The sequence below is a fragment of the Streptomyces gobiensis genome (genome assembly GCF_021216675.1).
GTDB lineage: Bacteria > Actinomycetota > Actinomycetes > Streptomycetales > Streptomycetaceae > Streptomyces > Streptomyces gobiensis.
This window is the reverse complement of the sequence record NZ_CP086120.1, coordinates 5,646,044-5,662,414: the sequence shown is the minus strand read 5'-3', so window position 1 is coordinate 5,662,414 and position 16,371 is coordinate 5,646,044. Positions and strand designations below refer to the sequence as shown.

The window sequence follows — 16,371 nt, the reverse complement described above, 5'->3', positions numbered from 1 at the left end:
TCAGACCGCCGTGGCCGGAGAGTGCGCGCCGGCGATGTGGGAGACCAGGTCACCGACCGTCATGGCCAGGATCTCCTCCATGTCCCTCTCGGCCAGAAAACCGATGAGGTCCACGCCCGACCCGTACCGCTGATGCAGCAGCTCGGCGAGGGCGACGAACTCGATGCTCTCCAGCGCCAGGTCCGCGTTGAACGTGGTGCCGAGGGTGACCTCGTCCGCGAGGAGGAACTCATCGCCGACGACCTCCACGAGCATGCCGGTGATCTCGGTGAGGATCCGCGCCGTGCGGGCGGCGGTTTCGTCTGGTCCCTCGGCTTCAGCGGTTTCGGCGGTTTCGGCGGGGGTGTCAGACGCCATGGCTGGCCTCCGTCCTGGTCGGGGTCGCGGTGAGGGTGGTGGTCGGGGGAACAGTCCACGCGACAACGTGGGTACGGGGCGGGGTGTCCGTGCCGGGCAGATCGTGGACCGTGCGGGTCTGTACCAGGTGGCTGCGGCCGTCGGGTGAGGTGACCCGCAGCCCCGTACCGCCCGGCGCGGCGGTGACGGTCCACTCCCGCAGCCGTCCGCCGAGGCCGGTGCCTTCCGCCTTGGCGGCGGCTTCCTTGGCGCACCAGAGCATGGTGAGGGCCTGCGCCCTGCCGGTCCCGTCGCATGCGGCGAGTTGCTCGGCGAGGCGGCGCTCGTCGGAGGTGAGCGCGATACGGCTCAGCGCTGCCGGGTCGTCGGTGATGGTCTCCACGTCGATACCGACGGGGGCCGTGGGGTGCGCCATGGCGACGGCGATCCGCTCCTTGTGGGCGAGGGAGAGGTGCGATCCGGCGGCGATCGGGCCCCGGGGGCGGGGGCGGCCGTGGTCGTCGTTGCCGACGGGGACCTCCACGGGGAAGAGGGGACCGGCACCCCGGTCCCACAGGAGCTGCCGCAGCGCGTCCTTCGCGGCGATCCGCCCGAGCAGCCACGCGGTCCGGGTACGGGGCGGGCGCTGTTCGTAGGCGGTCCGCTCGGCGGCGTCCAGGTAGCGGCGCATCACCAGCTCCTGCGAGGCGGGGTCGCCCCAGCGGCGGCGGGCCAGGCACCAGCCGCCGGGCTGGGGTTCGCCGATGCCGCACACCTCCGGGGTGAACTTCATCGGCCACACCCGCTCGTCGGCGGCGAAGCGCCGGTAGGTCCAGCCCTCAAGGCGGGCCCAGACGATCCCGTCGTGCGCGGTGAGTTCCACATCCCCGCGAACGGAGGCAGCCCGCACGGCCCGGACGCGGGCGGTGGCGTGCAGCAACGCGCCCTCGCGCGGTGGGGGCCCGTACAGCCGGACCCGCTCCAGTGAGGCGGGGAAGACCAGCCGGTCGGCCGGCAGACGCAGTTGCATCCAGTGCCCCAGCAGCTGTCCGGCGGCATCCAGCAGCGCGCCGGGTGCGGGCAGGGCGCACAGCACCCCGCGAATGCCGTCGTCGCCGACGGCGCTGACCTTGCGTACCCCGGCGAACGCGAGCCCGTGGAACATCCACCGGTCGCGGTAGAGGGCCTCGGCGCTGACCGGGGGCGGGCCCTCGCGGGTCAGCGCCGAGGGGCTGGGGGCGGGCGGGGCCGGGTAGCGGGCGGCGGTGTGGACGGTGACGGTCGCGCAGTCGCCGATGGCGACCCGTACTCGCCCGCGGTCGACGGGAGTCGCCTCCAGCAGGACCTCCGCGGGCGGCGCGACGGCCAGCCACCGCAGCGCGCGGACATCACTGAAGCCGACGACCGCGCCCCGCCCGTGCAGCGCTTCCTGTGCCGCCTCGGCGGCGAGCTCCAGCAAGGTCGTCATGGGGACGACCGGAAACCGGTCGGCGGGCTCGGGCCAGTTCTCGGGTTGCAGATAGACGCAGTGGTCGCGGACACAGGGCAGGGTTTCGAGCGACAGCAGGCGCCGGGTCCGGTGGGCGGAGTTCCCGCCGGGCGCCGTTTCTTCCGCGTCGGGCGGCCGTGTCTGCCCCACCGCGTCGGCGACGGGTGCCGGGACAGCCGGGGGGCGCTCATGGGCCGCACCGCGCCACGCGGCGGCAACGGCTCGTGCGGTCGCGTCCGTTTCGCCCAGCACCGCGTCCAGCGCGGACAGCAGCGCCGGGCGATTGGCTGTTCGGCCGGTGGGAGCGATGGGGGTGAGCGTGGGTGCGGCGGTTCCGAGGCGTATGAGCGGGGATCCGAGGTCGAGCAGCACCGGACGCCCGGTGCGCTCCGCACGGTGGCCGGTGTCCGTTCGCACGGCGGACCGCGGCTGCGCCAGCCGGTCCCAGCGCGGTTCCAGTCCCTCTGTCCACAGCGCCGCGGCGAGGCGGCACAGGGCGCCGAGACCGCTGTGCCGCGGTGACGCCGCGGGGGCGACCAGGTGGTCGCGGCCTCGCAGGGTGTCCTCCACAAAGCCGGAGAGGCTGCCCGGGCCCATGGTGACAAAGGCGCGTACTTTCTCCTCGTACAACCGGTGGGTCAGTGTCTGGAAGCGCACGGGTTCGAGCAGGTGGCGCAGGACCAGCTGCCGTACGCCTTCCGGTTCCGCCGGATAGGGCCGACCCGTGGTTGCCGACCAGACCGGTACGGTCGGCGCCCGCGGCGGCAGGCGGTCGAACGCCGCACGCACCTGGCCGAGGTACGGCTCCCACATCGGTGTGTGGAAGCCGGAGCGGAACGGCAGCTCCTGAGCCGGTACGCCCTGGGCGGCCAGGTGGGACACCGCCTCGCGGACCTGCTGCGGTTCCCCGCACAGCACCGACTGATGGGGGCAGTTGTCGTGGCTGACCACGACCTGATCCAGTCCGCGCAGCGCGTCGGCGGCCCGCTCCGCGCCGCAGCCGAGCGCGGCGTACAGCAGGTCGGGCACGTCGAGGGTGCCCGGGCGCAGTGAGTCGAGGAAGGTGTCCACAGCCTCGCGCGGGTACATTCCGGCGACCACCATGGCGGTCCATTCACCCAGGCTGTGCCCGGCCAGCAGGTCGGGCCGGATCTCCAGTGCGCGCAGTACGCCGGCGAGCAGACGGCCGACGGCGATGGCGTCGACCGCCCGTTCCAGCAGCTCGCTGCCGCCGCTGAGCGCGGGCCGCGGCAGCTTGAAGTGGTCGGCGACGTCATCGGTGTGAGGGGTGAAGTCCGGTTCGAGGCCGGGGAAGAGGAACGCCAGCTGGCTGTCCGGGTCCGTGGCGTGTGGCCCGAACAGCGGGCTGGGGGTGAACCAGACGTCGCCGCGGCCCCGCCATGGCAGCCCGCGCGCGACGACTTTGGCCGCCAGGGCGCGCCGCTTGGGGGTGGGGCCGATGAGGGCAAGGCGGCACGGGCCGTGGCGGTCGGCTGCCGCCGCAGCGGGTTCGAGGTCATGCGGGGTGGTGAGGCGGCGGGCCAGTTCGCCGGGGGTGGCGGCGGCGAGCAGCACCACGGATTCATCGGGTGCGGGCGGCGCGAACGGCTGGGCCGTTCCCGCACCCGGCGTCTCCTCCAGCACCGCATGCGCGTTGATTCCGCCGAAGCCGAACGCGTTCACCCCGGCCCGGCGCGGGCCACGCCGCTCCCACGGCTCGGCGGCCGTCACCGGCCGCATGCGGGTCCTGGCGAAGCTCTCGTGCGGTTCGTCGAGGTGGAGCGTGGGCAGCAGGGCCCCCTCGTGCACGGCCAGCACCGCCTTGATGAGCCCGGCCATGCCGGAGGCCTGCATGGTGTGACCCAGCATGGACTTCACCGAGCCCAGCCCGACCGGCTCCGAGCCCGCCGCCCGGGGCCCGAAGACGCGTGCAAGGGTGGCCAGTTCGGCTTCGTCCCCGACCGGCGTGCCCGTGCCGTGCGCCTCCAGCAGCCCCAGCGCGGCGGGCGCCGTGGGGTCGAGGTCCGCGTGCCGCCAGGCCTGCTCCAGCGCCCGTATCTGACCGTCCACCAGCGGGCTCATCAGGCTGGCCGCCCGCCCGTCACCGGCCGTGCCGACGCCCCGTACGACGGCGTAGATCCGGTCACCGTCGCGCTCGGCGTCGGCCAGCCGCTTGAGCAGTACGACACCGGTCCCCTCGGACAGCAGCGTGCCGTCGGCCCGGCGGTCGAAGGGACGGATGTGCTGGCTGGGGCTCAACGCGCGCAGCTGTGTGAAGACGCTCCACAGGGTGGCGATGTGGCAGTGGTGAACGGCCCCCGCCACCACCAGGTCGCACCGCCCGGCGGCCAGCAGGTCACTCGCCTGCCCGACGGCGAGCAGCGCGGAGGCGCAGGCCGCGTCGATCGTGTAGGCAGGGCCACGGAGGTCCAGCCGGTTGGCGGTCCTGGCGGCGGTGAAGCTGGGCACCAGGCCGATGGAGGCCTCCGGGCGCTCCGCGCCCAGGCTGTCCTGGAATGCTTCCCGTACGGCCGCGATCCGGTCCTCACCCAGCTCGGGGGCGAGGTCGCGCAGCGTCGCGGTGAGCTGATGTGCCGTACGCACCCGCTGGTCGAGGCGCGCGGTGGCCACGCCCATGAACCCGCCACGGCCGAGGATGACACCGATCCGGGACCGGTCGGCGGGCAGCCGCTCCTCGCCGCCCGCGTCGGCGATGGCCTCCGCGATGACCCGCAGGGCGATCAGCTGATCGGGCTCCGCCCCGGCAACGGCGGCGGGCATGATGCCGAAGCGGGTGGGGTCGAAGGCGGCGAGGTCGTCGATGAATCCGCCACGCCGGCAGTAGAAACGGTCGCTGCGGGCGGGGCCGCCGGCGGGGTTCGGGTCGTAGTAGACCCCGGGGTCCCAGCGGGCGGGCGGCACATCGGTGATGGCGTCCACGCCGTCGATGAGATTGCGCCGGTACGCGGCCAGGTCGGCGGCGCCGGGGAAGACGGCGCCCATGCCGACGATCGCGGCATCGGCCGGGCGCGGGCCACGACGCTGCTCAGCCATGGTCCGCCTCCACTGCTGGCTCCATTGCTGCCTCTGCTTGCCGGGCCATGAGGACGACTTGGGCTTCGCGGCCGTGGGCCAGCTCGGCGAGGAGTGCCGCCGTGCCGTCGTCGGGGTTGATGAGCGCGATGCCGCGCCGCGCGTAGGTCCGTTCCAGCTCGGGCGTCACCATGCCGCTCGCCTGTGCCGCCCACGGACCCCAGTCGACGGCCACGACGCGGCCGGGGAAGAGGCCTGACCAGGCGTGGGCGAGGGTGTCCAGGGCATCGTTGGCGGCGGCGTAGTCGGCCTGGCCGCGGTTTCCGAACACCCCGGCGACGCTGCCGAACAGCACGAGGAAGGCAGGGTCGGGCGTGTCACCGCAGCCGAGAGCGGCTTCCGCCAGATGGCGGGCGCCGTCGACCTTGGTGCGGAAGACCTGGGCGAAGGAGGCCGGATCCTTGTCGCACAGCAGTTTGTCCTGAAGCACCCCGGCGCCGTGCACCAGGCCGTCGAGCCGCCCGTGGCGCGCGCGGACGTCTTCGACCACGGCCCGTACGGCCACGGCGTCCGTGACGTCCGCGGTGTGGTAGCGGACAGAGGCGGCGACACCGCTGAGGGCGGCGAGCGTCGCCCGTACCTCGCGCGCGGCGAGGATACGGGAGGCGGCGGCCTCGATCTCGGGGGGTCGGCGCAGCCCTTGGGCGATGAGCGCGGCGCGCAGGGCGATCCGGTCATGGGCGTGGGCGGTGGCCGGGTCCTCGGCCTCAGCGGGCTGCGGGGTACGGCCGGTCAGCTCGATGTGACAGCCGGTGGCGCGGGCCAGGGCGAGGGCGGTGCGCGCGGTGATGCCGCGGGCCCCGCCGGTGAGCAGGACGACGCCGTGCCGGTCGAGGGGCAGGGCTTGTGGTGACGCGGGGCCGGGCAAGGGGGCGGGGACCGTACGCAGGGCATTGCGGGTGCCGTTGGTGTAGCCGACGGCGACGGGCTCGTCCGGGGCACACAGCTCGGCGAGCAGATGAGCGGCTATCCGCTCGGGGCGGTCCTTGGGGTCGATGTCCACGGCACGGACCAGGGCACCGGGGTATTCGATCGCCGCGGTGCGGGCGAAGCCGCGCAGCCCGGCGCCGGGGACCGGGTCGGCGGCCCGCGTGCCGTGCCCGAACTCCCCTCCGGAGCCGGTCGTTAACAGCAGCCATCGCACGCCGCCGGCCAGCGCGCGGCGCATCCCTTCGAACGCCTCCGGCAGCACGGGGTGCGGGGCGGACCGGAGCGCGCCGAGGTCCACGACGCCGTCGGCGGCCGCGGTCTCGGCGGCCTCGGCGGGCCGCTCGGCGGGGACGGTGCGTACGTCCGCCCCGTGGGATTCCAGGAGGGCGGTCAGCGCGAGGGCGACGCCGAGGCCGTCTTCGACGACGGTGAACCGCCGCCCGGCCAGCACCTCGGCGGGTTCCCGTGTGCGGGGTGGTCCGACGGCGGTGACTTCGACGAGGTGCCGGTCGGGGCGCCGCGGTCCGGGTACCGGCTCGGGGGCGGGTGGGCTGTCCTGGCCGGAGGCGGCGCTGACGGAAGGCGCAGCGGGCTGCGGTCCGGGGGATCCTGGGGGGTGGGCGGTGCCGTTGCCGGGTGCCGCGCCGCGCGCCGCGATCCAGTCCACGATGCCGCTGATCGTCTTGATGCGGGCGAGTTCCTCGACGGCTGATTCCGTGGGGCCGTCCGCCCCCTGTGGCAGACCGATCCGGTCCGCCAGGGCGCCGATGATCTCGACACGCTTGATGGAGTCCACGGAGAGGTCGGCCTCCAGATCGAGGCCGGGCCCGAGCATGTCCCGCGGGTAGCCGGTGCGGGCGTGGATGATCTCCAGTACGGCGTCCATGAGTTCGTCCGGCGTCAACGGCCGGGCAACGGCCCCATCGGAGGCCGGCTGCGGCTGAGGCAGGGAGGGCACGGGGCCCGCCACTCCGTCCGCTGCGGCGTTCGTCTCGTGCGAGAGCGCCGGAGCGGGCGGCGGCATGGGAGCAGCCGGTGCCGCGCCCAAGTACCCGAGCAGCACATCTCGTTGCGCGGCCACCAGCTCCCGGGCTCCGCGCAGATACTCCAGCACCGTTTCCTCCCGTGCTTGCGCGCTCGCCGCCCGGGGCGCCCGCGCCGCCGGGACCGTCACGCGGCGGGCAGGGCGCAGCCCGCCGGGTACGGGCTCGCCTTCCGCGGTGCGGACGAGGTGCCCGTCCACCAGCCAGCCCGGCCGCCGGGGCGCCTCGTCGGGCAGCGGCGCGGCCCGGCCCTTGAAAAGGGGTTCGGGGTCGACGGGCACACCCGCCGCGGCGAGTTCGGCCAGGGCGCTGACGAGCCGGGTCAGGCCGTGCTCCCCGGGAACGTCGCAGGCGACGGCGGTGTGCGGCCGCTCGCCCAGGATTCCGCCGACAAGGCCGGTGAGCGCCCGTCCCGGCCCGGCTTCCACGAAGGTCCGCACTCCGGCCTCGTACATCGCCTCGACCTGCTCGGCGAAGCGGACGGGCTCGGCGACCTGCCGCGCCAGCAGCCCCCGCACCGCCGCCGGGTCGCTGCCGTACGGCTGTGCGGTGGTGTTGGACCAGACCGGGACGGCGGGCGCTGCCACCGCCGTCCCGGCCAGCTCCGCGGCGAGCGTGTCGGCGGCTGAGGCGACGACCGGGCTGTGGAACGCGCAGGCGACGCGCAGCCGCTCCGCCTGGAGGCCCGCTCCGCGCAGTTCCCCGACGGCCGCGTCGACGGCTGCCGTGGGTCCGGAGAGGACGCACTGCCGCGGTGCGTTGTGGTTGGCGACGACACACCCGGCGCGCGAGGCGATGTCCCGTACCTGTTCCGCCGCAGCCGTGACAGCGGCCATCGTGCCCGGGTCGTCCCCGGTGGCGGTGAGGATCGTCTCGGCCCGCCGTGCGGACAGCCGCAGCAGTGCCGGCGTGGCGAAGGCCCCGGCCGCCCACAGGGCGACCAGCTCGCCGTACGAGTGCCCGGCGGTGCAGTGCGGGCGCACGCCGAGCGAGGTCAGCAGCGTGTGGACCGCTGCCCCGGCGAGGCCGAGGGCGGGCTGGGCGATGCGGGTGTCGGTGACGGCAGCGCGCTGGGCGGCCCGTTCCTCGGGTGTGAAAGCCGCGGGCGGGAACATCGCGGATACGACCCGCCGGTCGGCCTCGTACAGCAGGCGCTGCAGCGGCGGGAAGGCGATGAACAAGTCGCCCAGCATGCCCGGCCGCTGGCTGCCCTGCCCGGGGAAGAGGAACGCGACCCGCCCGGGGTCCGCAGCCCGGGCCCGTACGTGGACACCGTCACCGGCGGCGAAGTCGCGCGCGCGGGCCAGCTTCCCGGCGAGATCGTCGAGGTCGGTGGCGACGACGGCGGCCTGCACCGGGCCTTCCCCCACCGCTGTCTCCGCGGCGAGGTCGCGCAGCGGCCACGGGCGGCCCGCGGCGTCGTTCCGTTCCAGCCGGGCGGCCAGCCGGGCCATCGCCCGTGCGGCGGCGTCCCGGTCGTGCCCGCGGAAGCAGAGGAGTTCGGCGGGCCAGGTGTCGAGGCCGTGGGCGGGCGCGGGGTCGGGTGCGCCGGGGTATCCGGCGAGCACGGCGTGGAAGTTGGTGCCGCCGAATCCGAACGCGCTGACGCCCGCGACGCGCCGTTCGACGGGTGCCGTCCACGGCCGGGCTTCGGTGTCGAAGAAGAACGGGCTGGTGTCCGGCCGCCAGGCGGGGCCGGGTTCGGTCAGGTGCAGCGTGGGGGGCCGTACCCCGGCGTGGATGGCCCGCGCGGCCTTGATGAGCCCGGCCAGCCCGGCCGCGCACTTCGTATGGCCGAGCTGCGACTTGACCGATCCGAGGGCGCAGGAGCCGGGCTCGGCAGCTGCGGCGGTGAAGAGATCGGTGAGGACGGCGAGTTCGGTGCGGTCGCCGACGACCGTGCCGGTTCCGTGCGCTTCGATGAGGCCGACGTCGGCGGGGGCGGTACCGGCGCGCCGGTAGGCGCGTTCCAGGGCGCGCCGCTGCCCTTCGGGGCGCGGCGCGGTCAGCCCGAGGGAGCGCCCGTCGCTGGCGGCGCCGACGGACTTGACGACGGCGTAGACCCGGTCACCGTCGCGCTCGGCGTCCTCGAGGCGTTTAAGCGCCAGGCAGGCGACGCCTTCGCCGAGGGTGATGCCGTCGGCGGCGGCGTCGAAGGGGCGGCACCGGCCGGTGGGTGACAGCGCCTGGACCGAGGCGAACATCAGGTAGTCGTTGATGCCGTTGTGCACATCGGCGCCGCCGCACAGCACCATGTCGCTGCTGTGGTCGCGCAGCTCCTTGCAGGCCAGGTCGAGGGCGGCCAGGGAGGAGGCGCAGGCGGCGTCGAGGGTCCGGTTGGCGCCGCCGAGGTCGAGGCGGTTGGCGACGCGCCCGGCGATGACGTTGGCGAGGACGCCGGGGAAGGAGTCCTCGGTCAGCCGGGGCAGCTGGGCGTCGAGTTCGGGCGGCAGCTCGCCGAGGTAGGAGGGGTGGAGGGCGCGGAAGCCGTACGCGCCGGCGAGCTCGGTGCCGGCCTCGGCACCGAAGACGACGGAGGTGCGGGAGCGGGCGAAGTGCCTCTCGCCCCCGTAACCGGCGTCGCTCAGGGCCCGGGCGGCGACTTCGAGCGCGAGCAGCTGCACGGGTTCGATACCGGCGAGCGAGGCCGGGGGGATGCCGTGCGCGAGCGCGTCGAAGGGGATGGCGGGGAGGAACCCGCCCCAGCGGGACGGGGTGCGCTCGCCCGCCCGCGCCGGGGCGGGGTCGTGGTAGACGGCGGGGTCCCAGCGGTCGGCGGGCACGTCGGTGACGGCGTCGGCTCCTGCGACGATATTGGACCAGTAGGAGGCGAGGTCGCCCGCGCCGGGGAAGCAGCAGGCCATGCCGATGACGGCGATGTCGAGGGGCGCCTCCTCGGGCGGCGCGGCCGCGGGCTCGGCGATGTGGCGCAGCTGCTCCGCCCGCTGGGCGATATGGGCCGTTGCCCCGTCGGTCACCTGGGTGTGCAGGGCGGCGAGCGTGGTGGTGGCGGTACGGGCGGTGGCGGCCTGGCCGAGCATGTACAGGCCTTCCCGCCGCTGCTCGTCCTCCCCCACCGGGACGGTTCCGCTGTCGGTGTGGCGCAGGCCCTTGCTGGCGATGCGCAGCCGCCCGAGGTTGAGCTTCTCCAGCTCCTCCCACACCTCGCGCGGGCTCGCCTGGCCCTCTTCCAGCCGGCGCCTGGCGGCGGCGAAGGCATCGGCGTACGCGGTCGCGGCGCAGCGCGTGGCGTGCCCGGGCGCGGTCCGCAGCAGCACGGTCGTGTCGCAGTGGAGCGCCGCCTGCTGAAAGCCGGGGAGCACGGCTCCGGCGGCGACGGCCTCCTCGGTGAACAGATAGGCGGTGCCCATGAGGACGCCGACGCGGGCGCCGCGTTCGGCCAGCGGGGCGGCGGCCGCGGCGGCCATCGCGGCGGAGCGCTCGTCGTGGACTCCTCCGGCGAACAGCACATCGAGTTCGGCGGGCCGGTCGCAGGCCAGGAGCCGTTCGATCTGCTCCTCCCACAGCGGGAAGGAGGCACGCGGGCCGATGTGGCCGCCGCACTCCATGCCTTCGAAGACGAACCGCCGCGTGCCCTCGGCGAGAAAACGGTCCAGCAGGCCCGGTGAGGGTACGTGAAGGTAGGTCCTGGTGCCGGCCGCTTCCAGCGGGGCGGCCTGGTCGGGACGCCCGCCCGCGATGATCGCGTACGGCGGACGTACCTCGGCGACGGCGGCAAGCTGCGCGCGGCGCAGCTCGGGTGGTGCGAAGCCGAGCAGGCCCACACCCCAGGGACGTCCGGTGAGGCGCTCGGCGGTCTCACCGAGCAGTCGGCGTACCTGCGGGCCGTCCATGACGGCGAGGGCGAGGAAGGGCAGCCCGCCGGCGTCGGCGACGGCGACGGCGAACGCGGCCTGATCGCTGACTCGGGTCATCGGCCCCTGAGCGACGGGCAACGGGGGCTCGGCGGCACCCGGCTGGCCGGAGGCGACGCCCGTGGACGGGGACGGCCGCGCCTGGAGGGGACGTGCCCGGACTGCCGCGTCGAGGTGGCCCGCGATGGCCGCCCGTACTGCTTGGACGACGCCACCGGTGGTGCGGTGCCGGGCAGCGAGACGGGCCGCGAACGCCCCTTCCTGCCCGATGGGCAGTACCTGGGTGCGCAGGCTGCGCGCTCCCAGCACCCGCACGATCTGCCCGTCACGCTCGTCCCCGGAGCCGTCGGCATCGGCGTGGGCCGCGATCGCCTCCGGCCGTTCGAGATCGGGACGGGTGTAGACGCGGTATCCCGCGACGACCGTGGTCTCGGTGCCGTCCATGGCGCGGACCGCGGCGGCTACCGGACCGGGCAGATGGGCTTCGCCTTCGGTGGTGAGAGCCAGTTGGGCGTCGAGTACGACCCCGGCCGCCCCGCCTGCTGCGGCCGCGGCGGCGGTGTGCGGGCCGATGCCGCCGGCCGCCAGGACCGGGACGGTCACGGCGGGGTCGGCGAGCACTCTGTGCAGCAGGACGAATGTGGTCAGCTCCCCCACCCGGCCGCCCGCCTCGTGGCCCTTGACGACGATGCCGGCGGCTCCGGCGGTGACGGCGGCCCTGGCCTCCTGAAGGCTGGTCACCTCGGCCCATACGCGGCGCCTTCCGCCCGCCGCCCAGTCGGCCGCCTGCACCAGCTGCGGTTCGGCGAGGAGCACGGTGTCCACAGCCGCGGGCAGTTCGTCCGGGGTCACCGGGCATCCGGCTGGTACGCGCACGCCGTGGGGGCGCCGCAATCGCTGCGACAGCTCGGCCAGCGCGTGGTGTGCCCGGTCGGCGTCCCGTCCGAGATCGAGCAGGCCGAGCGCGCCGGCTCGTTCCGCGGCCGCGGCAATGCGCGGACTGGGCTCCTCGAAGGGGGTGAGCGCGACGACCAGATCGCGGATGGCGGGCCGAGGGGGGTGGTGGATCACGGGCGCTCCTTTTCCGGTTTTCCGGTGCCTCAGAGCCGGGTTGAGCGGTGCGGGGCGCGTCTTGCGACGGCGGCCCGCGGAATCCGGGCAGGGCGGGTCGAGCGGCGGGTCGGGGGCAGAGCGGGTGCGCGCTCTCTGGCCGTGTGGTGCCGCGGCGCCACGGGTGGTGACGGTGAACCGGTCGTGGACGGTGAGCGGTGCGGGCGAGCAGAGAACGGTGCCGGGCATCAACGGCCGGACGGGCACCCCTACCTGGGGTGACCGGCGGTAACACCTTGATGTCCGATGCCGCGATGCATGGTGCGGCCGTCCTCCAGCGGTGTCAACGCTGCTGCTGCCCGGCGCCGCCGGCCTCGCTCGGCGCACGCGGACGCCACCGCCACCGGCAATACCGGGGCCAGTCCGCCCCGTCCGGCCCGCGACCTGCGGCGCTGGCCGTCACGCTGCTCTTACGACAGCGTCTCCGCCGAGGCCAGCGGCCCCGCCACCCATGCGCCGGCGGCATGGCTCGCTGCCCACCAGGTCTGGACGGCAGCAGTCCGGCCCCGGTCCCGACAAAGACGTCGGCGTGCCGCCTGTGCTTCATCGCCCACGCCCGACGGCACCCGCCACGAACCGTTGCGCGGATGCCTTCCCGGTATCCGTCCATGCCCAATGGGTGACCGGTGCCCGCTTGGCTCTGCCAGCGCCCGCCAGCACAGTGTGCGCATGCCACGACTCCTCAGAGCCCTACGCGCTGTGCTGACCACCGCCGCCCTGAGCGCGGCGCTGTGGTCCCTGCCCCCCACAGCCTCGGCCGCGGCTGCCGCGCCCGAGCGCACGTGCACCCTGCCCTCGGGCCTGGCCGAGATCAGCGGTCTCGCCATGAGCACCAGACACCCGGGCGTGTTCTACGCCGTCAACGACAGCGGCAACACCAACCAGGTGTTCGCCATTGACTGCTCCGGAGCGACCGGGCAGCTGAAGGCGACGTTCACTCTTTCCGGTGCCACCAACACCGACTGGGAGGGGCTGGCTGTCGGCAAGGACACGGCGGGCCGCCCGGCGGTTCTCGTCGGAGACATCGGCGACAACCTCAGCAGCCGTTCCGACATCACGGTCTACAGCTTCCCCGAGCCCGAGCAGCTCGTGAGTGGCACGGTGACGCCCACCGCCTTCCGCTTCGCCTACGCCGACGGCAAGCACGATGCCGAATCCTTGCTCGCAGACCCGACGACGGGTCAGCTGTACGTCGCGAGCAAGCTGATCGGCGCCGCCGGCAAGCTCTACAGGGCGCCGCTGCCGCCACAGCCCGGGCAGGTCAACACCCTCACGCCGGTCCGCGATGGACCGGTGTTCGCCACGGACGGCGCTTTCTCCCCCACCGGTCAGTCGTACGTGCTGCGCAGCGGTGGGCCGCTCGGGCCGAACACGGCCTACGTCTACAGCTCTTCCGGAACCAAGCTCGCCGAGGTTGCGCTCCCCTCCCAGCCGCAGGGTGAAACGGTCACGTATGCCGACTGCGCCTCCCTGCTCGTGGGCTCGGAGAACGACACCCAGATCTGGCGCGTCCCGCTGCCGGCGGAAGCCGCCCCCGGCTGCGACGGCACGCCTCCGCCGCCGCCTCCCGGCGATGGGCTGGTCCTGGCCGACCCGGGGGCGCAGACCTGCCGGTTCATCCAGGCCTGCGGCATCCAGATCACGGCCACCGGCGGCCAGGCGCCGTACACCTACCGTGCCTCCGGGCTGCCCTTCGGCCTGTCGATGAACGCCTCGACCGGCCAGATCAGCGGCCAGCCCTGGCAGACCGGCACCTTCCAGATCACCGCCACCGCAACCGACACCACCAAAGCCACCGCCCAAGCCACCTTCCCCCTGACCATCAACTGGTTCTGAGCCGCTCCGGCGACGGCACCGCCGCCCCGAAGGCCGCGGCGTGGCGGTGCCGGGCGACGCAGGTCCGCCGCCGGGGCGGTCGCCCTGGCCGTTGACAGATGCGAACATGGTGGTGTGCGCGGTCCCCCGGGCCGGAGAGGTGCACTGTGGCTCACACAACCAGTCCGCTGCCTTCCCGGCCGCGCGAGCGCGGCCAGGACATCGACGCGGTGCTGTTCGACATCGGCGGCACCATCTATGACGACGAGCGCTATGTGCAGGCGCTGTACCGGGCGGTCTGCGAGCTTGCGGGAGACGTCGACGAGGTCGAGTTCTGGACGCTCTACGACGTGAACCGCGAAGGCGCCGAGATGAGCCTGCGCACCGCGTTCGCCCGCCGGTTCGTCCCCGGCGGGGACGCCGCACTGCTGCACAAGCACATCGTCAAGCACTGGGAGTACCCGGCCGAGGCGCTCTACCCGGATGTCAAGCCCTCGCTGCAGGTGCTGGCGCGCCAGTACCGGCTCGGCATCGTCTCCAGTTCGCCGCCGCAGGTCCGTGAGGCGCTGCGCCGCGATGGCCTGGACGGGCTGTTCGACACGATCCTGCTCGGTGGCGTGGACACTGTCGAGAAGCCGGATCCGCGTGCCTTCCGTACCGCGCTGGAGCGGATGGGCGTGCCCGCCGCACGCGCCGTTTACGTCGGTAACCGCCTCGACGCCGACATCCGGGGCTCGGCACGGGCTGGCCTGCGCACCGTGTGGATGCTGCGTGGCGAGGCGCCGCCGGCACCAACCCTCAGCCAGCTGGGTGAGGCTGACGCGGTGATCACCTCGCTGACCGGGCTGCCGATGGCACTGGCCCGACTGACGAACCGGGCCGCCCCGGCGCCGACCCGGGTGCGCGGCGTGTCCACCGCCGCACTCGACATTACCGAGCAGTACCGGACCAGGCAGCGGCTGGCCATCGTCAACGCGGCCAGCGTCCGCATCGGCACCACACTGGATATCGCCAGGACCGCCCAGGAGCTGGCGGATGTGGCCACCGAGCGGTTCGCCGACTTCGTCAGCGTCGACCTGCTCGACTTCGTCTTCCAGGGCACCTCGTCCCATCTGAGCCCCGCGACCGGGCCCGTCGTCTTCTGCCGTGCCGCACACCAGTCGGTCCTGCACGGCTGCCCGGAGTCGGTGGTCGAGCCCGGGCAGCCGGACCCCTACCCCGAGGACTCCCCCATGGCGCGCGCGCTGGCCAGCGGACGGCCATCGCGGCACTGGATCGACGACACCGACATCCAGCGGTGGCTGGCGCACGACTCCGCGCGCGCCCGGGCCGTCCGGGAACACGGGATCCACTCACTCATTGTGCTGCCGCTGCTCGCCCGCGGCAGCACCCTGGGACTGGTGCAGTTCCTGCGGCACCGTACGCCCGACACCTTTGACGCGGATGACCTTCTGCTCGCCGAGGAGATCACCGCCAGAGCCGCCCTGTCCATCGACAACGCCCGCCGTTACACCCGCGAGCGCGAGACCGCGCTGGCCCTCCAGCGCAGCCTGCTGCCGCAGCGCACACCCCGGCAGGCGGCGGTGGATGTCGCCTCCCGGTACCGGCCGGCCAGCTCCAAGGCAGGTGTTGGCGGCGACTGGTACGACGTCATCCCCCTGTCCGGCGCCCGCGTCGCCCTCGTCGTGGGCGACGTCGTCGGCCACGGCCTCCAGGCCAGCGCCACCATGGGGCGCCTGCGCACAGCCGTCCGTACCCTCGCCGACGTCGACATGCCACCCGACGAACTCCTCACCCACCTCGATGACCTCGTACTGCGCCTGGACCGCGAAGAAGGCCCGCTCTCCGGCGAAGCCCCGCGCGACACCGGAGAGATCGGCGCGACCTGCCTGTACGGGGTCTATGACCCGGTCACCCGGCGCTGCACCCTCGCCCGCGCCGGCCACCCTGCCCCCGCCGTCGTCCGCCCCGACGGCGCAGTGGACTTCCCCGACCTGCCCGCCGGCCCTCCGCTGGGCCTGGGCAGCCTGCCCTTTGAATCGGCCGAGCTCGAACTGCCCGAAGGCAGCCTGATCGCCCTCTACACCGACGGCCTCATCGTTTCCGCCGACCACGACGTCGACGTCGCGCTTCAGCGGCTGCGCCACGCCCTGACCAGCGACGCTTCCTCCCTGGAGGAGACTTGTGACAACGTGCTGCAGGCGCTGCCGCTCCCCGGCCGCGCCGCCGACGGCGCCGATGCCGCCGATGACATGGCCCTGCTCCTCGCCCGTACGCACGCCCTGGACACCTCCCAAGTCGCCACGTGGGAACTGCCCTCCGACCCCGCCGTGGTCTCCCGTGCACGACAGATGACAGTCGACCAGCTGGCCGCGTGGGGACTGGACGAAGCAGCCTTCATCACCGAACTCGTGGTGAGCGAGCTTGTCACCAACGCCATCCGGTATGCCCGGCCGCCCATTCAGCTGCGCTTGATCCACGAGACCAGCCTCATCTGCGAGGTCTCCGACGCCAGCAGCACCTCGCCCCACCTGCGCCGGGCTCGCGTCTTCGACGAGGGCGGACGCGGCCTCCTTCTCGTCGCCCAGCTGACCGAGCGCTGGGGCACCCGCTACACCCCCACCGGAAAGACCATCTGGACCGAACAGACCCTCCCGGCTGGCCGGTACTGATCGCAGTA

5 protein-coding genes are annotated in these 16,371 nt (G+C 74.0%); 2 read left to right on the top strand and 3 right to left on the bottom strand.

The features are described from left to right. The 3 genes from test1122_RS26350 to test1122_RS26340 are packed head-to-tail and all read right to left on the bottom strand — an operon-like array spanning position 1 to position 11,837. Positions 1–357: an acyl carrier protein gene (locus test1122_RS26350; protein ID WP_232271669.1), complete on the bottom strand. Its 357-nt coding sequence runs from the start codon at positions 355–357 to the stop codon at positions 1–3. Then, positions 347–4,879, bottom strand: a complete 4,533-nt coding sequence (locus test1122_RS26345) for a type I polyketide synthase (RefSeq protein ID WP_232271668.1) — start codon at positions 4,877–4,879, stop codon at positions 347–349. The genes test1122_RS26350 and test1122_RS26345 overlap by 11 nt, the downstream gene beginning before the upstream one ends. After that, the gene (locus test1122_RS26340; protein WP_232271667.1) at positions 4,872–11,837 is read right to left on the bottom strand and encodes a type I polyketide synthase; all 6,966 of its coding nucleotides are present in this window, start codon (positions 11,835–11,837) and stop codon (positions 4,872–4,874) included. Before test1122_RS26340 ends, test1122_RS26345 begins: the two co-directional genes overlap by 8 nt. A 708-nt stretch (positions 11,838–12,545) precedes the next feature. Here test1122_RS26340 and test1122_RS26335 point away from each other — a divergent pair. Both test1122_RS26335 and test1122_RS26330 read left to right on the top strand, forming a co-directional pair. Beyond that, positions 12,546–13,712 carry a putative Ig domain-containing protein gene (locus test1122_RS26335; protein WP_232271666.1) on the top strand — a complete coding sequence of 389 codons (1,167 nt, stop codon included), beginning with the start codon at positions 12,546–12,548 and terminating at the stop codon, positions 13,710–13,712. Between the two features lie 146 nt (positions 13,713–13,858). Further along, entirely contained in the window at positions 13,859–16,363 is a 2,505-nt protein-coding gene (locus test1122_RS26330) for an HAD-IA family hydrolase (RefSeq protein ID WP_232271665.1), read from the top strand. Positions 16,364–16,371: the final 8 nt, after the last annotated feature.

Coding starts and splice junctions, on each gene's coding strand:
- test1122_RS26350 (WP_232271669.1), bottom strand. CDS start 357: ATGGCGTCTGACACCCCCGCCGAAACCGCCGAAACCGCTGAAGCCGAG.
- test1122_RS26345 (WP_232271668.1), bottom strand. CDS start 4,879: ATGGCTGAGCAGCGTCGTGGCCCGCGCCCGGCCGATGCCGCGATCGTC.
- test1122_RS26335 (WP_232271666.1), top strand. CDS start 12,546: ATGCCACGACTCCTCAGAGCCCTACGCGCTGTGCTGACCACCGCCGCC.